Here is a 16,230-nt window from a genome sequence, read left to right as displayed (position 1 = left end):
TGTGTATTGCGTAATTATCATACGCATTGCGTAATCAACGATCCGCGGGTTTACCCGGCCAATCGGGCCACCCAGGCCGCCACCTAAGATGAGGACGACATGACCTCTCCCGCCGAAGCTCCTTCCGCCCCTCCTCGCGAGCGCCGCCAGCGCGTGCAGTCCGCCGAAACCGGCATGGCCGTGCTCAAGGGCCTCGCGCACCTGGGCGGGCGCAGCAGCCTCACGGCCCTGGCCACCCACGTGGCCGAGAGCCCGGCGAAGGTGCACCGCTACCTCGCCAGCCTGATGGAAGAAAGCCTGGTGCGGCAGGACACCGTCTCGCAGCACTACTACCTGGGGCCCGAGGCGATCCAGATCGGCCTGGCCGCCATGCGCCAGGCCGACCCGATCCGCGCGGCCGAGCCTTGCCTGATCCGCCTGCGCGAGTCGCTGGAGGTGACCTGCTTCGTTGCGGTGATGGGCAACAAGGGCCCGACCATCGTGCGCTTCGAGGAACCGGGCCTGCCGGTCACGGTGAACGTGCGCGTCGGCTCGGTGATGTCGATACTGTGGTCGGCCACCGGGCGCGCCTTCCTGGGCCTGCTCGACGAGTCGCGCGTGGTCGCGCTGGCCGAGCAGGAACTTGCCGATGCCACCGAGGACATGCGCGCCCTGCTCGACGCCGGCGACCCCATCGGCGCCCTGCGCCGCGACGTGCAGCAGGCGCACTGCGCCATCGTGCGGGACACCTACCTGCGCGGCATCAGCGCCGTGGCGGCGCCGGTCTACGACTATGCGGGAAGGGTGTGCGCCGTGATCACCGCGCTGGGTGCCACGGGCGGGTTCGACCCGTCGATCGACGGGCCGATCGCCATCGCCGTGCGGCGGGAGGCGAAGGCCGCCGGCGCGCTGCTGGGCGCGGCGGCCTGAGGCTGCTGCCTTATTCCGCCCAGACCACCGCGCCAGTCCAGGCCGTGGCCAGCACCACGATGCCGAAGGCGATGCGATACCAGGCGAACGGAATGAAGTTGTGCGTGCTGATGTACTTCAGCAGCCAGCGCACGCACAGCCACGCGCTGATGAACGAGAAGGCCAGCCCCACCGTGAACAGCGGAATGTCGGCCACCGACAGCAGCCCGCGCTCCTTGTAGAGGCTGTACACGCCCGCGCCGATCAGCGTCGGGATCGCCAGGAAGAACGAGAAATCGGTCGCCGCCTGGCGCGACAGGCCCAGCAGCATGCCGCCGATGATGGTCGCGCCGCTGCGGCTGGTGCCCGGGATCATCGCGAAGCACTGCACCAGGCCGACCTTGAGCGCGTCCCAGGGCGTCATGTCGTCCACGTGCTCGACGCGCACCGAACCCGGCGGCCGCTTTTCGGCCCATAGGATGATGAAGCCGCCGATGATGAAGGTGCTCGCCACCACCGTCGGGATGAACAGGTGCGCCTTGATCATCTTGCCGAACAGCAGGCCCAGCACCACCGCGGGCAGGAAACCGATGACGATGTTCATCGCCAGCCGGCGCGCCTTGGGCTGGCGGGGCAGCGCCACCACGGTCGAATGGATCTTCTGCCAATAGACCAGGATCACCGCGAAGATCGCGCCGGTCTGGATGGCGATGTCGAAAACCTTGGCCTTGGCGTCGTCGAAGCCCAGCAGCGAGCCCGCAAGAATGAGGTGGCCGGTCGACGAGATCGGCAAGAACTCGGTCAGCCCCTCCACGATGCCCATGACAGCGGCCTTGGCCAGCAAAACGATATCCACGCGTACTCCTTGTAAGAGCGGCAATTATGGCGAGCCCCCTGGTCAGGCTCTGTTCAGGCCCGCTGCGACTGCCGTTCCACCGGCTGAACACGGCCCCCTCCAATCCCCCCTCTACCCAGGAAATACCTAGTTCGGGTGATGTTCGACGTCGGCGCATTAATACATATTGATAACAGTTATTCATCTGCGTGCGAAGGAGCATCCATGTCAACGTTCACCACCGGGAGTGAACTCGAGGCGTGCGTCGCAGAAGAACGCCCCTCGACGCTCGACGACCATGTCGAAGACCGTCTCAAGAGCCCCTGCCAGCTGGAGCGGGAGCAATGCCACGGCATGCTGCGCGTGACCGAGGCCACCGGCGCGTCCGCCCACGAGCTGCGCCAGCTGACGCAGCGCCTGGCCGACATCGACCGCTGCGGCGCCAGCGCCTGCATCGTCGCGCAGGGCCACGTGGAGGCCGACCGCATGGCCTCCGGCCTGCAGGCCGACGCCGCCCTGTGCATCGACTTCCGCCTGCTGGAGCCGCTGGGCCCGGCCCACGACAAGAAATGGTTTGCGCGCTGGAAGTTCTGGAGCTTCCTGCTCGGCGCGGCCGGCCCCGTGGCCGCGCTCACGCTGCAGGGCCTGGCGCTGCGCCCGAGCGAGCCGCACGACGCGCACGCCGACCTGGTCGCCAAGTCGCGCAAGGTGCTCGAAAGCTGGCGTCGCACGTCCGATGCGCTGTTCTGGCACGCGGTGGAAGACTATGTGCGCCAGCAGGCCTTCTCGCTCGAAACCCAGGCCTACCTGATGCACTGCGTGGCGGCCGTCTTCGGGTCCGACACCGACACGCAACTGCTGTCCGACGCCGAACGCGAACGGCTGGCCGCGGTGCTCACCGACACCTACTGCGACGCGCTCGGCACCGCGGCGACCATGCCCTCGTCCGACATCTACCGGCGCCTGGCGCAGGGCCTGGAAACCGACAGCGGCAACGCCGGCCCGGGTCGTCCGCTCGGGCGCGGCGAAGCGGCCCAGGTCGCGATGACCGCCCTCTTCACGGTCGCGGGCAACGGCGGCTCACACTGACGCGCGGCGGCGCAGTGCGCGCACCGCGCTGTCGACCGTCGTCAGCACCGGCAGGCCGCTGGCCGCCTCGCAGGCAGCACGTGCCCGCGCCATGCTGAACTGAGCCAATGCAATGCGCGTGCAGCCGCGCGCGCGCAGCGCCGCCGCCTGTTCGGCGATGAGCGCATCGTGGCGCTGCGCATCGCCCGCATCGAGCGCCGCCAGCGCGCCCTCGGCCAGCGCCAGCTCGAGCGCCATGCCCGCCGGAAACTCGGGCGGCATCGACTCCAGCGTGCGAGGAAAGGTCGCGATCAGGCCCAGGCGCCCTTCGCCCTGCGCGGCCTCCTCGATCATGGCCTCGTTGGGCTTGAGCACCGGAATGCCCGCATGCCGCCGCGCCACCGCCTCGATGCACGGTCCGAAGGCCGAGCAGGTGAAGAGGATGCCGCGCGCGCCCGTGTCCACCGCGTACTGCGCCAGACGCTGGAAGCGCTCATGCATGGCGGCATCGAGCCCCTTGCCGTCGCGAGCCAGGTCGGCCGAGAGGCTGTCGTCCAGCAGGTTCATGCGCACGGCCTCGGGCCAGTCGCGCGCGAACGCCTCGTTGATGGGGGCGACGGAATGCGAGAGCGCGTGGATCAGGGCGATGCGGGTCATGGGTCGGAAGTCGGAATCTCAGATGCCCTTGGACGACGGGTTGGCGAACGCGTCCTTCGTCTCGGCGTTGAGCGGGTAGTTGATGTTGATGCCCTTGGGCGGGATTGGCGACATGAACCACTTGTTGTAGAGCTTCTCCATCTCGCCGGACTTCATCATGCCCGAGACCACGCGGTCCACCAGCGCCTTGAAGGCCGGGTCGTCCTTGCGGAACATCAGCGACTGGTTCTCGGTGCGCAGGCTCTCGCCGGTGATGGCGAAGTCCTTCGGATTGCGCGCATTGGCGATCTGGCCCGCGAGCAGGATGTCGTCGAGCACGAAGGCCTGCGCGCGGCCGCTCTCGACCAGCAGGAAGGAGTCGGTGTGGTCCTTGCCCGAGAGCTGGTTCACCTCCAGGCTGCGGCCCTTGTCGGCGGCGCGCAGCAGGCGGAACGAGGTGGTGCCGGCGGTCGTGACCACGGTCTTGCCCTGCAGGTCGGCGATGCTCTTGATGCCCGAATCGGCCTTCACCAGGGTGCGCACGTTGTAGCGGAAGATGTCCGGCGAGAAGGCCACCTGCGACTGGCGCTCGACCAGGTTGGTGGTGGAGCCGCACTCGATGTCCACCGTGCCGTTCTGCACCAGCGCGATGCGGTTGGCCGAGGTCACGGCCTGGTACCTGACTTCGACCGTCGGCAGCTTCAGCTCGGTCTTCACCGCATCGACGATGCGGTTGCAGATCTCGATGCTGTAGCCCACCGGCTTCAGGTTGGCATCCAGGTACGAGAAGCCGAACGACGCCTCGCGGTAGCCGAAGGTGATGGCGCCGCTGGCCTTGATCTTGGCGAGCGTGTCGCCGGTGGCCTGCGCCTGCGCGGCGGTGGTCGGCACCAGGGAGGCGAAGGCCAGCGCGAAAGCGGCGGCGGCGATGGAAAACGACGGACGAAGCTGGGGCATGGAACGCTCCTCGGGACGGCGGTTGAAGAAAAGGGAATGGGAGCGACGGCGGCTGCTCAGCGCGCAGCGCCGCGCGTGACCGCATCGACCGAGGCCGCGAGCAGCGCGACGATCTCCTGCAGGTGATCGCGCGTCGCGATGTACGGCGGCGCCAGCAGCACGTGGTCGCCCTGGCGGCCGTCCACCGTGCCGCCAAAGGGGTAGCACAGCAGGCCGCGCGCCATCGCGTCCTTCTTGAGGCGCGTGTTGACGGCAAGGGCCGGATCGAAAGGCTGCTTGCTGGCGCGGTCGGCCACCAGTTCGACGCCCCAGAAGAAGCCGCGACCGCGGATATCGCCCACGTGCGGGTGATCGCCCAGCGCCTCGGCCAGCATTGCGCCGAAGGCGATGCCGTCTTCGCGCACCTTGGCCACCAGGCCGTCGCGGCGGATCACCTGCTGCACCGCGAGCGCTGCTGCGCAGGCCATCGGATGGCCCAGGTAGGTGTGGCCGTGCTGGAAGAAACCGCTGCCCTTGGACATGGCCTCGACGACCTTGCGCTGCGCGAGCACCGCGCCGATCGGCTGATAGCCGCCGCCCAGGCCCTTGGCGATGGTCATCAGGTCGGGCGCCACGCCCTCCTGCTCGCAGGCGTGCAGCGAGCCGGTGCGGCCCATGCCGCACATCACCTCGTCGAGGATCAGCAGCACGCCGTACTTGTCGCACACCGCGCGCACGGCCTTGAAGTAGCCCGGCACCGGGGTGAGCACACCGGCGGTGGCACCGCCGACGGTCTCGGCGACGAAGGCGATCACGCGGTCCGCGCCCTGCGCGACGATGGCCGCCTCCAGCTCGGCCGCCAGACGCAGGCCGTACTGCTCGGCGCTTTCGTCGGCGCGCTGTTCGCGGTAGGGATAGCACGGCGCGACATGCGTGGCCGGCACGAGGATCGGCGCGAAGGGCTCGCGCCGCCAGGCGTTGCCCCCCACCGCGAGCGCGCCCAGCGTGTTGCCGTGGTAGCTCTGGCGGCGCGCGATGAAGTGCGTGCGCTGCGGCTGGCCGGTCTCGACGAAGTACTGGCGCGCCATCTTCAGCGCCGACTCCACCGCCTCCGAACCACCGCTCACGAGGTAGACGTGGCTCATGCCTTCGGGCGCCGAGCCGATCAGCTCGTCGGCCAGCTGCTCCGCCACTTCGCTCGTGAAGAAGCTGGTGTGGGCGTAGGCCAACCGGTCGAGCTGCGCATGCATGGCGGCCATCACCTCGGGGTGGCCATGGCCAAGGGAGGACACGGCTGCGCCGCCCGAGGCATCGAGGTACTCGCGCCCTTCGGCGTCGCGGATGAACATGCCCTGCGCGCTGGCGGCGACGGGCGGGGTGTGGCGAAGGTGGCGGTGGAAGACGTGCGTCATGGCAGGCGGAAGGACGAAGGACTGGGACTCGGAACCAATGTTTCCGGCGAATTATTTATTGGAACATTTGTTCCGTCAACTCCCGGGATTTTCCTGCTCCGGTACATTCGTTCCAGACACCCCGAGAAAAGAGACACCGCCATGGGCGCCCAAGAACAGATCCGCCAGCGTTTCAACGAACTGAGCCCTGCCCTGCAGCAGGTGGCGCGCTACGTGCTCGACCATCCGAACGAGGTGGTGACGGGCTCCATGCGCAACGTCGGCACGCGCTCGCAGAGCACGCCCGCCACGCTCGTGCGCTTCGCCCAGCACCTGGGCTTCGAGGGCTGGCCGCAACTCAAGGAGGCCTTCGCCGCCGACATGGGCCTGGGCACCGAGACCTACGGCGTGCGCGCCAAGCAGCTGGTGGGCCGCGTGGCCGACCAGGGCCTGGCGGGCGAGATGTTCGAGGTGCAGCGGCGCAACCTGGAGCTCACGCACCAGCAGAGCGGGCCGGCACTGCTCAAGGCCTGCGCGCTGCTCGAGAAAGCCCCGGCCGTGCATGCGGCGGGCTTTCGCGCGTGCTTTCCGATTGCGTTCTCGTTCGTCTACGTGTACCGGCTCTTTCGCACCAGCGTGCATCTGGTGGACGGCCAGGGCGGCTCGCTCGAGATGCAGCAGCGCGCCTTCGCCAAGGGCGACGCGCTGGTGGTGGCGAGCTTCGCACCCTACTCGCGCGAGGCGCTGCAGGTGGCGCAGGCGGCCAAGGCCGCCGGCTGCCGCATCGTGGCCATCACCGACAGCGTGACCTCACCGCTGTCGCTGCTGGCGGACGAGACGCTGCTCTTCACCATCCACAGCCCCTCGTTCTTCCCGTCGGTGGCCGCCGGCGTGGCCGTGACGGAAGCACTGGTCGAACTGCTCGCGAGCCGCGCGGGCAAGCCGGTGATCAAGCGCATCGACCAGGCCGAGGCGCAGCTGTTCGAGTCGGGGGCCTACCTCATGGCGCCGGTGGCGCGCGGCGGCTGAGAAGCCGCGTCAAGGATCAGGCCAGCGCCCGGGTGCGGCCGGCGCTCTGGCGCAGGTAGAGCACCAGCAGGTCGCGGTTGGCGTTGATGTGCTCGCGCATGGCGGCTTCGGCGCTCGCCGCCTCCTGCTTGCCGAGCGCCTCGACGATGCTGCGGTGCTCGTCCAGCGCCTGCAGGGCCTGGCTGTGGCGGTACATCAGCATCGCGGCATCGCGCTTGTGCGGACGCGAGCGGCTGTCGAAGATCACCGGCAGCTGGCAGGCACGCTCCACGGCTTCGCTGAGCCAGCGGTTGTCGGCCAGCGACAGCAGCTTCTGGTGGAAGGCCTGGTTCAGGTCCTGCCACTGCTCGCCGCGGGCGTCGGTCCACTCGCCGCTGTCGTGCAGCAGCGCGTGCTGCGCGTCGACCATGGCCGTCAGCTCGGCCAGCACCTCGCTGCCGAGACCGCGTTCGCCCAGCAGGCGGCAGCCCATGCCTTCCAGCGTGGCGCGCACGCTGAAGGCGTCGAACACGTCCTTGGCATTGAAGCGGCGCACCTGGAAGCCCTTGTTGGGCAGGTACACCAGCAACCCCTCGTCGGCCAGCCGCGCCATCGCGCCGCGCACGGGGGTGCGCGACACGCCGAGCTCGTTGGCGAGCGAAATCTCCATCAGGTGGGCGCCGGGGGCGATCGCACCGTCGAAGATGCGGGTGCGCAACGTATCGGCCACGGACAGCACGCGCGTCCGCGAGGGGTCTGGGGGGGTCATCGAAAGTCGGAAACGGGAGACGGCCCGAAGCAGGCCGCGCGGATGGTACGGCGACGTATCGAAGCTTCATATCCCCGATTTCCGTAAAAATCCCGTTCTGGCGACTTATTCGATAGTTACGTATAAATTATTAATTTCTGTAAACAACAACCCCGGGTTCTGCGTTAGCGCCCCGCGGTTTCTGCCGCCAGGTGGATCGCGGCGCGAATCCGCGGATAGGTGCCGCAGCGGCAGATGTTGCCGCGCATGGCGTCGGACACCTGGTCGTCGCTGGGCTTCGGGGTCGCCTTGAGCAGCGCGCAGGCCGACATCAGCTGGCCGCTCTGGCAATAGCCGCACTGCACCACGTCGACTTCGGTCCAGGCCTGGCGCAGGGCATCGGCCTCCCGGCCCTTCAATCCCTCGATGGTGGTGACCTCGCGCGAGCCTACGGCTTCGAGCGGGGTGACGCAGGAGCGCACCGCCTGCCCGTCCAGGTGCACGGTGCAGGCGCCGCACAGCGCCTTGCCGCAGCCGAACTTGGTGCCGACGAGCTTCATCTCGCCGCGCAGCACCCACAGCAGCGGGGTGTCGGGCTCGGCGCTCACGGTGGCGGTCTGGCCGTTGATCTTCAGTGTGGTGGTCGTGGTCATGGGGGTGTGTCCTTCTTGTTCTCGTGATTCAGGCCAGTCGCAGCGGCAGGCTGCGCAGGCGCTGGCCGGTCAGCGCGAACACGGCGTTGGCCACGGCGGGCGCGATGGGCGGCGTGCCCGGCTCGCCGACACCGCCCGGCGGCACGTCGGCGCCGGTGCCGGCGAGGATGTCGACCTCGATGACCGGGCATTCGTCGATGCGCAGCGGCGTGTAGTCGTGGAAGTTGCTCTGCTGCACCTGGCCGCGCGACACGGTGATCTCGCCGCGCAGCGCGGCCGACAGGCCGAACACGATGCCGCCTTCCATCTGCTGGCGGATCAGGTTCGGATTGACCGGCAGGCCGCAGTCGATCACGCACACCACGCGGTGCACGCGGATCTGCCGCTCGGGCGTCACCGACACCTCGGCCACCTGCGCCACGATGCTGCCGAAGGCACGGTGAATGGCCACGCCGCGTGCCCGCTTGGCACCATCGGGCCCGTCGGCCAGCGGCTCGCCCCACTTCGAGAGTTCGGCCACGCGCTTGAGCACCGCCAGGTGGCGCGCATCCTTGGCGAGCAGCCCGGCGCGGAAGGCCACCGGGTCCTTGCCCGCGGCAACGGCGCATTCGTCGATGAAGCTCTCGACGAAGAAGCCGTTCTGCGAATGCGCCACCGACCGCCAGATGCCGGTGGTGACGGCCGACTCCACGGGCACATGCGCCACGCGGGCCTGCGGGAAGTCGTAGGCGGTGTTCCAGGCGCCGTCGGTCGAGTTGTCCATGAACGATGGCGCGCCCAGGCTGGAGCCGGCGCTGGTGGTCTGCCACGCGACCAGCGCGCCCGCGGCGTCGAAGCCGGCCTTGCACAGCGCCACATAGGCCGGGCGGTAGAAGTCGTGCGTCATGTCTTCCTCGCGCGACCAGATCAGCTGCACCGGCGCGCCGCCGGCCTCGCGCGCGAGCTGCGCGGCCTGCACCAGGAAGTCGATGAAGTAGCGCCGCCCGAAACCGCCGCCCAGGTAGGTCACGTGCAGCGTGACCTTGTCGGCGTCGATGCCCAGCGCCTTGGCGACCGCGGCGCGCGCGAAGCCCGGCGCCTGCGTGGGCGCCCAGACGGTGGCGGCGCCGTCCTTGAACTGCACCGTGCAGTTCATCGGCTCCATGGTGGCGTGCGCCAGGAAGGGCACGCGGTACTCGACCTCGATCGTGCGCGCGGCCGACTTCAGCGCGGCCGCCACGCCGCCGGTGTCGAGGCGGGCGTTGCCCGCGTCGGCATCGAGCGTGCGCGCGAGGCGGTCGATCATCTCGGCGCTCGACAGGCTCGCGGCCGGGCCGTGGTCCCAGGTGATGTCGACCTTCTTCAGCGCACGCATCGCGTGGTACGGCGTGTCGGCGATCACGGCGACGCCGCCCGCCGTGTTACCCGTGCCCACGAGGCTCGCGGCCACCGGCGCCAGCGCCACCACCTTGCGCACGCCGGGCAGCGCCTCGGCGGCCTTGGCATCGAACTTCGAGACGCGGCCAGCCAGCGTCGGGCACATGGCGATGCTGGCGTACAGCAGGCCCGGCGGCAGCACGTCGATGCCGTAGGTGGCGGTGCCGTTGAGCTTGCCGGCGTTGTCGATGCGCCGCTGCGGCTGGCCGATCACGCGGAAGTCGGCGGGCGCCTTGAGCTTCACTGCCGTGGGCAAGGGCTGCTGCGCGGCCTTCTCGGCAAGTTCGCCGAAGCGCGCGCTGCGGTTGGAGGCCGGGTGCAGCACACGGCCGGCCTCGGTGCGGCATTCGCCTGCGGGCACCTGCCACTGCGCGGCCGCCGCGCCCACGAGCATGAGTCGCGCCGACGCGCCGGCCTCGCGCACCGGCCCCCACTGGTCGGTGACGCTCGACGAACCGCCCGTGCCCGAAAGCCCCGGGATCGTGCGCAGCAGCTTGCCCACGACCTGGTGCGCCGCACGCTTGCCGAAGCCCTCGTCGCCCGGCTTGAAAGGCAGCGCGTCGAGGATCATGGCCTGGTTGTTGTAGATGGCGTCGAAGCCGGCCTGCTCCAGCCGGACCTGCGACAGCGCCGCGTCCATCTCTTCGGCCAGCAGCATCGCCAGTCCGGTGTGGGTGCCCTGCCCCATCTCGGATTGCGTCATCACCAGCGTGACCGTGTCGTCGCTGCCCACCTTGACCCAGCCGTTGAGCGCGACCTGGCCGTTGCCCGCCGGCAACGGCTTGCCGGGCACAAGGCGCGAGGCCGCCGGTGTGGCGGCCCAACCGACGACCAGGGCACCGGCGGCCCCGAGGGTGCCGAGCACGAAATGGCGGCGTTGGAGTGAAGGCATGAGCGGGTTCTTTCTTCGGTGGGGCACGGGACCGGGTCCGTCACGACGGGGTACCGAATCCTCGCGGGAAGATTTTGCACGCGGTGTCGCAGAACGTGCAGTTCGACATGACAGGCCATGACCGGCCAGATCGCACCCTCGCGGAACCCTGCCTGAACCCGGGAGTCCAACGCCTGTCGTGGTGTCGTGCCGCGACAGGAGGTAACGACCATGAAGCATGTGAAGCATTGGCAGGACCCCGTCAACGCCGTCGCCGGCGTGTGGCTGATCGTCTCGCCATGGGTACTGGGCTTTCAGGGCAATTCGCTCGCCATGTGGACCATGGTGGCAACCGGCATCCTGCTGGGCGCCGTGGCGCTGGGCGCGACCTTCGTGCCGAAACAGTGGGAAGAGTGGACCGAAGTGGCGCTGGCAGCCTGGCTGGCGGTGTCGCCCTGGTTGCTCGACTTCCGCATGGTCGAGCCGGCGCTGGTCAACGCGGTGCTCGTCGCCGCGCTGATCATGGTGCTTGCCCTGTGGGTCCTGGTGACAGACAAGGACTACCTGGGCGGTGCCATCGACCGTCCAGCGCACTGATGGGGAGAGGGCGATAGTGCGATGCGCCGAGCGGCGACCACCGCCGCGAAGCGACGACGCCCGGTCCGGTGTTCGATGCAAGCGGGCACCGGCCGGGCCGACGGGCAGGCAGGTTCCCATGCCCGCCCGCGACACCCGCCCCTTACGGTGTGCGGGAAGCGGCGTTGTTGTTTGAAGTACGGTTGTCGACCGGGCGGGCGGCGCCCATCCAGTCGGCCTGCCAGCCGCCGCCCATGGCCTGGATCAGCGCGATTGCCGCGGCCTGGCGATTGACCTGAAGCTGCACGAGCGCGCGCCGCGCGCTCAGTGCGGCGGCCTGCGCCTGCACCACGTCGGTGTAGCTCACCTGCCCCGCGCGATAGCGGTTGAGCAGTTGCTGCTCGGTCTTGTCCGCCGCCGCCGTGGCCTCGCGGCGCAGACCTTCCTGCTGTGCCAATGTGGCGCCGGTGGTCAGCTGGTCTTCCACGGTCTGGAACGCGGCGAGCACCGTCTGCCGGTAGCGCGCCACGCTGGCCTCGTGGCCGGCCTTGGCCGCATCGACGCTGGCGCTGATCGCGCCTGCATCGAACACCACCTGCGCCACCGACAGGCCGAGTCCCCACAGCGTGTTGGCCGAACCGAAGAGGTCCTTCACGCGGCTCGCGTTGCTGCCGACCGAGGCCGTGAGCGAGATGTTCGGGTAGTAGGCCGAACGCGCCACACCGATCTGCGCATTGGCCGCGGCCACCGCGCGCTCCGCCGCCGCGATGTCGGGCCGGCGCTGCAGCAGCGTCGAGGGCACGCCGGTCGGCACGCCGGGCACGGTGGGCGTCCAGCGCGCGGGCGGCAGGCTGAAGTCGGCCGGCGCCACGCCCACCAGCATCGCGATGGCGTGCTCCAGGGTGGCGCGCGTGCGCTGCAGACCCACGCGATCGGCCTTGGCGTTCACCAGCTGTGTCTGCGCCTGCAGCACGTCGGTCTGCGCGGCGATGCCCGCGGCATAGCGGTTGCTCGTGATCTCGAAGGCACGCTGGTAGCCGAGGATGGTTTCGTCGAGCAGCACGATCTCGGCGTCGGCTTCGCGCAGCGAGAAGTAGTTGGTGGCCAGGTCGCCGATGGCCGACAGCCGTGCCGACGCCAGGTCGGCCTCGCTGGCCTGTGCGTTGGCCTGCGCGCTGTTCACGGTCTCGCGCAGACGGCCCCACACATCGGGCGTCCAGCTCGCGCCGAGCGTGGCACCGAAGGCGTTCGACGGGCCGGCCGAGGCGTTGCCGCCCACCGTGCCCGAGCGCTTGCCACTGCCATCCAGCGACACCGACGGGAACAGCCCCGCGCGCTGCTCGCGCACCAGCGCCTGCGCCTGCGTGTAGTTGGCGACGGCGGCGGCGATGTTCTGGTTCGACACCTGCACGCGCCCCGCGAGTTCATCGAGCGTGGCGTCGCCGAAAAGCTTCCACCATTCGCCGCGATCGAGCGCGTCGGCCGGCGCGGCGGGCAGCCAGCCGTCGGCAGCAGGTTGCTCCTTCCAGCCGGCGGGCGCGGCGGAGGCTGGCAACTGGTAGGTCGGCCCGACGGCGCAGCCCGCGAGCACGGCGGCCAGCGCGAGCGTGCTCAGCGCGAAGACACGCCGCGAAGAACGAAAGGGAGGAGACGAGGCATTCATGGTCATGGATCTCAAACGGCCGGAGCGCGGCTCAGCGCGTGTTCGTTCTTGCCGCGGCGGCGCAGCTTGTCGAGCAGCAGGTACACCACCGGCGTGGTGAGCAGCGTCAGCAGCTGGCTCGCGATCAGCCCGCCGATGATCGCCACGCCCAGCGGCCGGCGCAGCTCCGCGCCTTCGCCGAAGCCGATGGCCAGCGGCAGCGCGCCCAGCGCGGCGGCCAGCGTGGTCATCAGGATGGGACGGAAGCGCAGCAGGCAGGCCTCGCGCACCGCTTCGAGCGGACTCAGGCCACGCGAGCGCTCGGCCTCCAGCGCGAAGTCGATGATCAGGATGGCGTTCTTCTTCACGATGCCGATCAGCAGGAACACGCCGATCAGCGCGATGATGGAAAACTCCATGCGGAACATGAGCAGCGCCAGCACCGCGCCCACGCCGGCCGAGGGCAGCGTCGAAAGCACGGTCACCGGATGCACCAGGCTCTCGTACAGGATGCCCAGCACGATGTAGATCACCACCAGCGCCGCCACGATCAGCATCGCCTGCTGGCCCTGCGACTGCTGCGCGCTCAGCGCGGTGCCGGCGAAGGCGCCGCGCACATTGGTCGGCATGGCGATGTTGGCCTCGGCCTTGGCGATGGCCTCGCGCGCGTCGCCGAGGTTGGCGCCCTCGGCCAGGTTGAACGAGATGGTGGTGGCGAGTTCGCCGTCTTCATGGCTGACCGACGTGGCGACCGATTGCTCCTGGAACTTCGCCACGGCCGACAGCGGCACCAGCGTGGTGGCGGTATTGCTCAGCACGTTGCCGGTCGAAGCGTTGCGCAGGCCGGCGTTGGCCGACACCGGCACCGTCGCCGCAGCCGAGCTGGACGCAGCGGTACTACTCGTGGACGTGGTGGTGGTCGCCGCCACCTGTGTGGTCACGGCCTGCCCCCCGACCACCGAGGTCTTGGTGGCGGGCACGTACACGTCGCGCAGTGCGTTCGGGCTGCGCGTGTAGCCCGGCGCCCATTCCATCACCACGTGGTACTGGTTGAGCTCGGTGTAGATCGTCGCCACCTGCCGCTGGCCGAAGGCGTTGTACAGCGCGTTGTCGATCGCGGTGGAAGTCAGCCCCAGGCGCCGCGCGCTGTCGGGATCGACCTTGGCCACCGTCTCCACGCCGTTCTGGTCCTGGTCGGTGTCGATGTCGGTCAACGTGGGCTGCAGCTTCATCTCGTCGGCCAGCTTCACGGCCCAGGTGCGCAGGTCGGCGAGGCTGTCGCTCTTGAGCGTGTACTGGTAGGTGGAGTTGCTGGAGCGCCCGCCCGATCGCACGTCCTGCACCGGGCCGAGGAACACACGCAGCCCCGTCACCTGCGCCAGTTGCGGACGCAGCCGCGCGATCACGGCCAGGCCGCTGTCCTTGCGCTGGCTCGCGGGCTTCAGGTTGACGAACATGAAGCCGCCACCCGCGCGCCCGCCGCCGGTGAAGCCGACCACGGTGTCGACCGCCTCGTCCTTGCGGATGATGTCGACCACCTCGCGCAGCTTGGCGCCCATGGCCTGCGACGAAATGCTCTGGTCGGCGCGCAGGCCGCCGTTGAGCTGGCCGCTGTCCTGCTGCGGGAAGAAGCCCTTCGGCGCCGCGCTGAACAGGTACACGTTGAGCCCCACCACCGCCAGCAGCACGAGCATGACGATCGCCTTGCTGTCGAGCGCCCAGTCGAGCGCGTGCTCGTAGCGCTTGAGAATCCAGTCGTAGCTGCGCGCCGCCGCACGGCCGAAACGCCCCGGCGGCTTGCCGTTGTTGCCGTGATCGCCGCCCGGCTTGAGCATCCACGCGCACATCATCGGCGTGGTGGTCAGCGAGATGACCAGCGAGATCAGCACCGCCGCCGACAGCGTGATCGCGAACTCGCGGAACAGCCGCCCCACCTGCCCGCCCATGAACAGCAGCGGAATGAACACCGCCACCAGCGACACGCTGATCGACAGCACCGTGAAGCCCACTTCCTGCGCGCCGAGCAGCGCCGCCTTCATGCGCGACATGCCCGACTCGATGTGGCGGCTGGTGTTCTCCAGCACCACGATGGCGTCGTCCACCACGAACCCGGTCGCCACGGTGAGCGCCATCAGGCTCAGGTTGTTGAGGCTGAAGCCCAGCAGGTGCATCACCCCGAAAGTGCCCAGCAGCGCCACCACCGTCGCCACCGCCGGCACCACCGTCGCGCGCACGCTGCGCAGGAACAGACTGACCACCAGCACCACCAGCAGCACCGCGATGACCAGCGTCATCTCCACCTCGCGCAGCGAACTGCGGATGGAGTTCGTGCTGTCCGACGCCACCTGCAGCGTCACGTCGGGCGGCAGCTGCGCCTGCAGCTCCGGCAGCAGCGCGCGCACGTTGTCCACCGTCTCGATGATGTTGGCCGAAGGCTGGCGCGTGATGAGCACGATGATCGCCGGCTCGCCGTTGAACAGGCCCAGCGTGCGCGTGTCTTCCACGCCGTCGACCACGTCCGCCACCTCGCGCAGCCGCACCGCCGCGCCGTTGCGCCAGGCCACGACCATCGAGGCGTAGTCGCTCGCGCGCAATGCCGGTGTCTGCGTGTAGATCTGCAGCTTGCGCCCGTCGCCCTGCACCATGCCCTTGGGCCGGTTGGCGTTCGACGCCTGGATCGCGGCGCGCACGTCGTCGGTGCTGATGCCGTAGCGGTTGAGCGCGAACGGCAGCAGCTCGATGCGCACCGCCGGCAGCGAGCCACCACCGATCTCCACGTCGCCCACGCCGTCGACCTGCGACAGGCGCTGGCTCACGATGTTCGACACGGCGTCGTAGATCTGGCCCGGTGTCTTCGTCTTCGAGGTGAGGGCCAGGATGATGACTGGCGATGCGGCCGGGTTGGCCTTGCGGTAGGTCGGATTGCTTCTGAGCGTGGCCGGCAGATCGACACGGCTCGCGTTGATGGCGGCCTGCACTTCTCTGGCGGCGCCGTCGATGTTGCGGCTGAGGTCGAATTGCAGCGTGACGCGGGCGGAGCCCACCGAGCTGGTGGACGTCATTTCGTTGACGCCTGCGATCGTTCCCAGGTGTCGCTCCAGCGGGGTCGCGACGCTGGTGGCCATCGTTTCGGGGCTTGCTCCCGGGATCGAGGCTCTTACGGAGATGACTGGGTAGTCGACCTGGGGGAGTGGGGAGACTGGGAGGACGAAGAACGCGGCTATGCCTGCCAGGGCGATGCCTATGGTCAGGAGGACTGTGCCTATGGGGCGGCGGACGAAGGGGCGCGACAGGTTCATCGTTGCGCCTCTTGTTGGGTTCCGAGGCCGGGTCTCGCCCCGGCGGGCGACTCACTTTCTTTTGCTTCGCCAAAAGAAAGTAAGCAAAGAAAAGGCGACCCTGCTGTCTGCGTCCCTCCGCTTCGCTGCGGGCAACCTGCGGTGCTCGCGTCTCGCGGGGTCTCGCCCAAACTCGCTTCGCTCAAACAAGGGCGAGCCCTGATCCGCGAAACGCTGCGCTCCTCGGCGCAGCCAGAAGGGATGGGAGAACCGAACTCGCCATC

General features: G+C 69.1%; 13 protein-coding genes. 4 read left to right on the top strand and 9 right to left on the bottom strand.

Features of this window, described 5'->3' with window-relative positions; translation table 11 throughout:
* Positions 1-99 precede the first annotated feature (99 nt).
* Positions 100-909 (top strand): IclR family transcriptional regulator, encoded by an 810-nt coding sequence (locus tag D3H34_RS22630; RefSeq protein WP_119556493.1) that lies wholly within the window; start codon positions 100-102, stop codon positions 907-909.
* 10 nt (positions 910-919) lie between these two features.
* Here D3H34_RS22630 and D3H34_RS22625 read toward each other — a convergent pair whose 3' ends face one another.
* On the bottom strand, positions 920-1,744 hold the full coding sequence (locus D3H34_RS22625) for an undecaprenyl-diphosphate phosphatase (RefSeq protein WP_119556492.1): 825 nt from the start codon (positions 1,742-1,744) through the stop codon (positions 920-922).
* A gap of 204 nt (positions 1,745-1,948) precedes the next feature.
* Here D3H34_RS22625 and D3H34_RS22620 point away from each other — a divergent pair, with 204 nt between their 5' ends.
* Entirely contained in the window at positions 1,949-2,812 is an 864-nt protein-coding gene (locus D3H34_RS22620) for a hypothetical protein (protein ID WP_119556491.1), read from the top strand.
* Here D3H34_RS22620 and D3H34_RS22615 read toward each other — a convergent pair.
* Genes D3H34_RS22615 through D3H34_RS22605 form a run of 3 tightly spaced genes read right to left on the bottom strand, consistent with a single transcriptional unit; the run spans position 2,804 to position 5,775 of the window.
* The gene (locus D3H34_RS22615) at positions 2,804-3,448 is read right to left on the bottom strand and encodes an aspartate/glutamate racemase family protein (protein ID WP_119556490.1); all 645 of its coding nucleotides are present in this window, start codon (positions 3,446-3,448) and stop codon (positions 2,804-2,806) included. The genes D3H34_RS22620 and D3H34_RS22615 overlap by 9 nt on opposite strands.
* Before the next feature lie 18 nt (positions 3,449-3,466).
* Positions 3,467-4,384 carry a transporter substrate-binding domain-containing protein gene (locus D3H34_RS22610; protein ID WP_119556489.1) on the bottom strand — a complete coding sequence of 306 codons (918 nt, stop codon included), beginning with the start codon at positions 4,382-4,384 and terminating at the stop codon, positions 3,467-3,469.
* A gap of 56 nt (positions 4,385-4,440) precedes the next feature.
* Positions 4,441-5,775: an aspartate aminotransferase family protein gene (locus tag D3H34_RS22605; RefSeq protein WP_119556488.1), complete on the bottom strand. Its 1,335-nt coding sequence runs from the start codon at positions 5,773-5,775 to the stop codon at positions 4,441-4,443.
* Between the two features lie 141 nt (positions 5,776-5,916).
* Here D3H34_RS22605 and D3H34_RS22600 point away from each other — a divergent pair, with 141 nt between their 5' ends.
* Positions 5,917-6,783: a MurR/RpiR family transcriptional regulator gene (locus tag D3H34_RS22600; RefSeq protein ID WP_119556487.1), complete on the top strand. Its 867-nt coding sequence runs from the start codon at positions 5,917-5,919 to the stop codon at positions 6,781-6,783.
* A gap of 16 nt (positions 6,784-6,799) precedes the next feature.
* Here D3H34_RS22600 and D3H34_RS22595 read toward each other — a convergent pair whose 3' ends face one another.
* The 3 genes from D3H34_RS22595 to D3H34_RS22585 form a co-directional block, all read right to left on the bottom strand.
* The gene (locus D3H34_RS22595) at positions 6,800-7,531 is read right to left on the bottom strand and encodes a GntR family transcriptional regulator (protein WP_119556486.1); all 732 of its coding nucleotides are present in this window, start codon (positions 7,529-7,531) and stop codon (positions 6,800-6,802) included.
* A gap of 164 nt (positions 7,532-7,695) precedes the next feature.
* The gene (locus tag D3H34_RS22590) at positions 7,696-8,163 is read right to left on the bottom strand and encodes a (2Fe-2S)-binding protein (RefSeq protein WP_119556485.1); all 468 of its coding nucleotides are present in this window, start codon (positions 8,161-8,163) and stop codon (positions 7,696-7,698) included.
* Between the two features lie 28 nt (positions 8,164-8,191).
* On the bottom strand, positions 8,192-10,471 hold the full coding sequence (locus tag D3H34_RS22585) for a xanthine dehydrogenase family protein molybdopterin-binding subunit (protein WP_119556484.1): 2,280 nt from the start codon (positions 10,469-10,471) through the stop codon (positions 8,192-8,194).
* 210 nt (positions 10,472-10,681) lie between these two features.
* On the opposite strand from D3H34_RS22585, the gene D3H34_RS22580 reads away from it, so the two are divergent.
* Complete coding sequence (locus D3H34_RS22580; RefSeq protein WP_119556483.1) at positions 10,682-11,047, top strand: SPW repeat protein; 366 nt, start codon at positions 10,682-10,684, stop codon at positions 11,045-11,047.
* A 142-nt stretch (positions 11,048-11,189) separates the two neighbouring features.
* Here D3H34_RS22580 and D3H34_RS22575 read toward each other — a convergent pair whose 3' ends face one another.
* Both D3H34_RS22575 and D3H34_RS22570 read right to left on the bottom strand, forming a co-directional pair.
* Positions 11,190-12,695 (bottom strand): efflux transporter outer membrane subunit, encoded by a 1,506-nt coding sequence (locus D3H34_RS22575; protein ID WP_434057708.1) that lies wholly within the window; start codon positions 12,693-12,695, stop codon positions 11,190-11,192.
* A 5-nt stretch (positions 12,696-12,700) separates the two neighbouring features.
* Complete coding sequence (locus D3H34_RS22570; RefSeq protein ID WP_119556482.1) at positions 12,701-15,967, bottom strand: efflux RND transporter permease subunit; 3,267 nt, start codon at positions 15,965-15,967, stop codon at positions 12,701-12,703.
* Between the last annotated feature and the right edge of the window lie 263 nt (positions 15,968-16,230).

The organism is Acidovorax cavernicola, from assembly GCF_003581445.1.
Note: the sequence above shows the minus strand (reverse complement) of the source record. Positions and strands in the feature narration are given on the sequence as shown.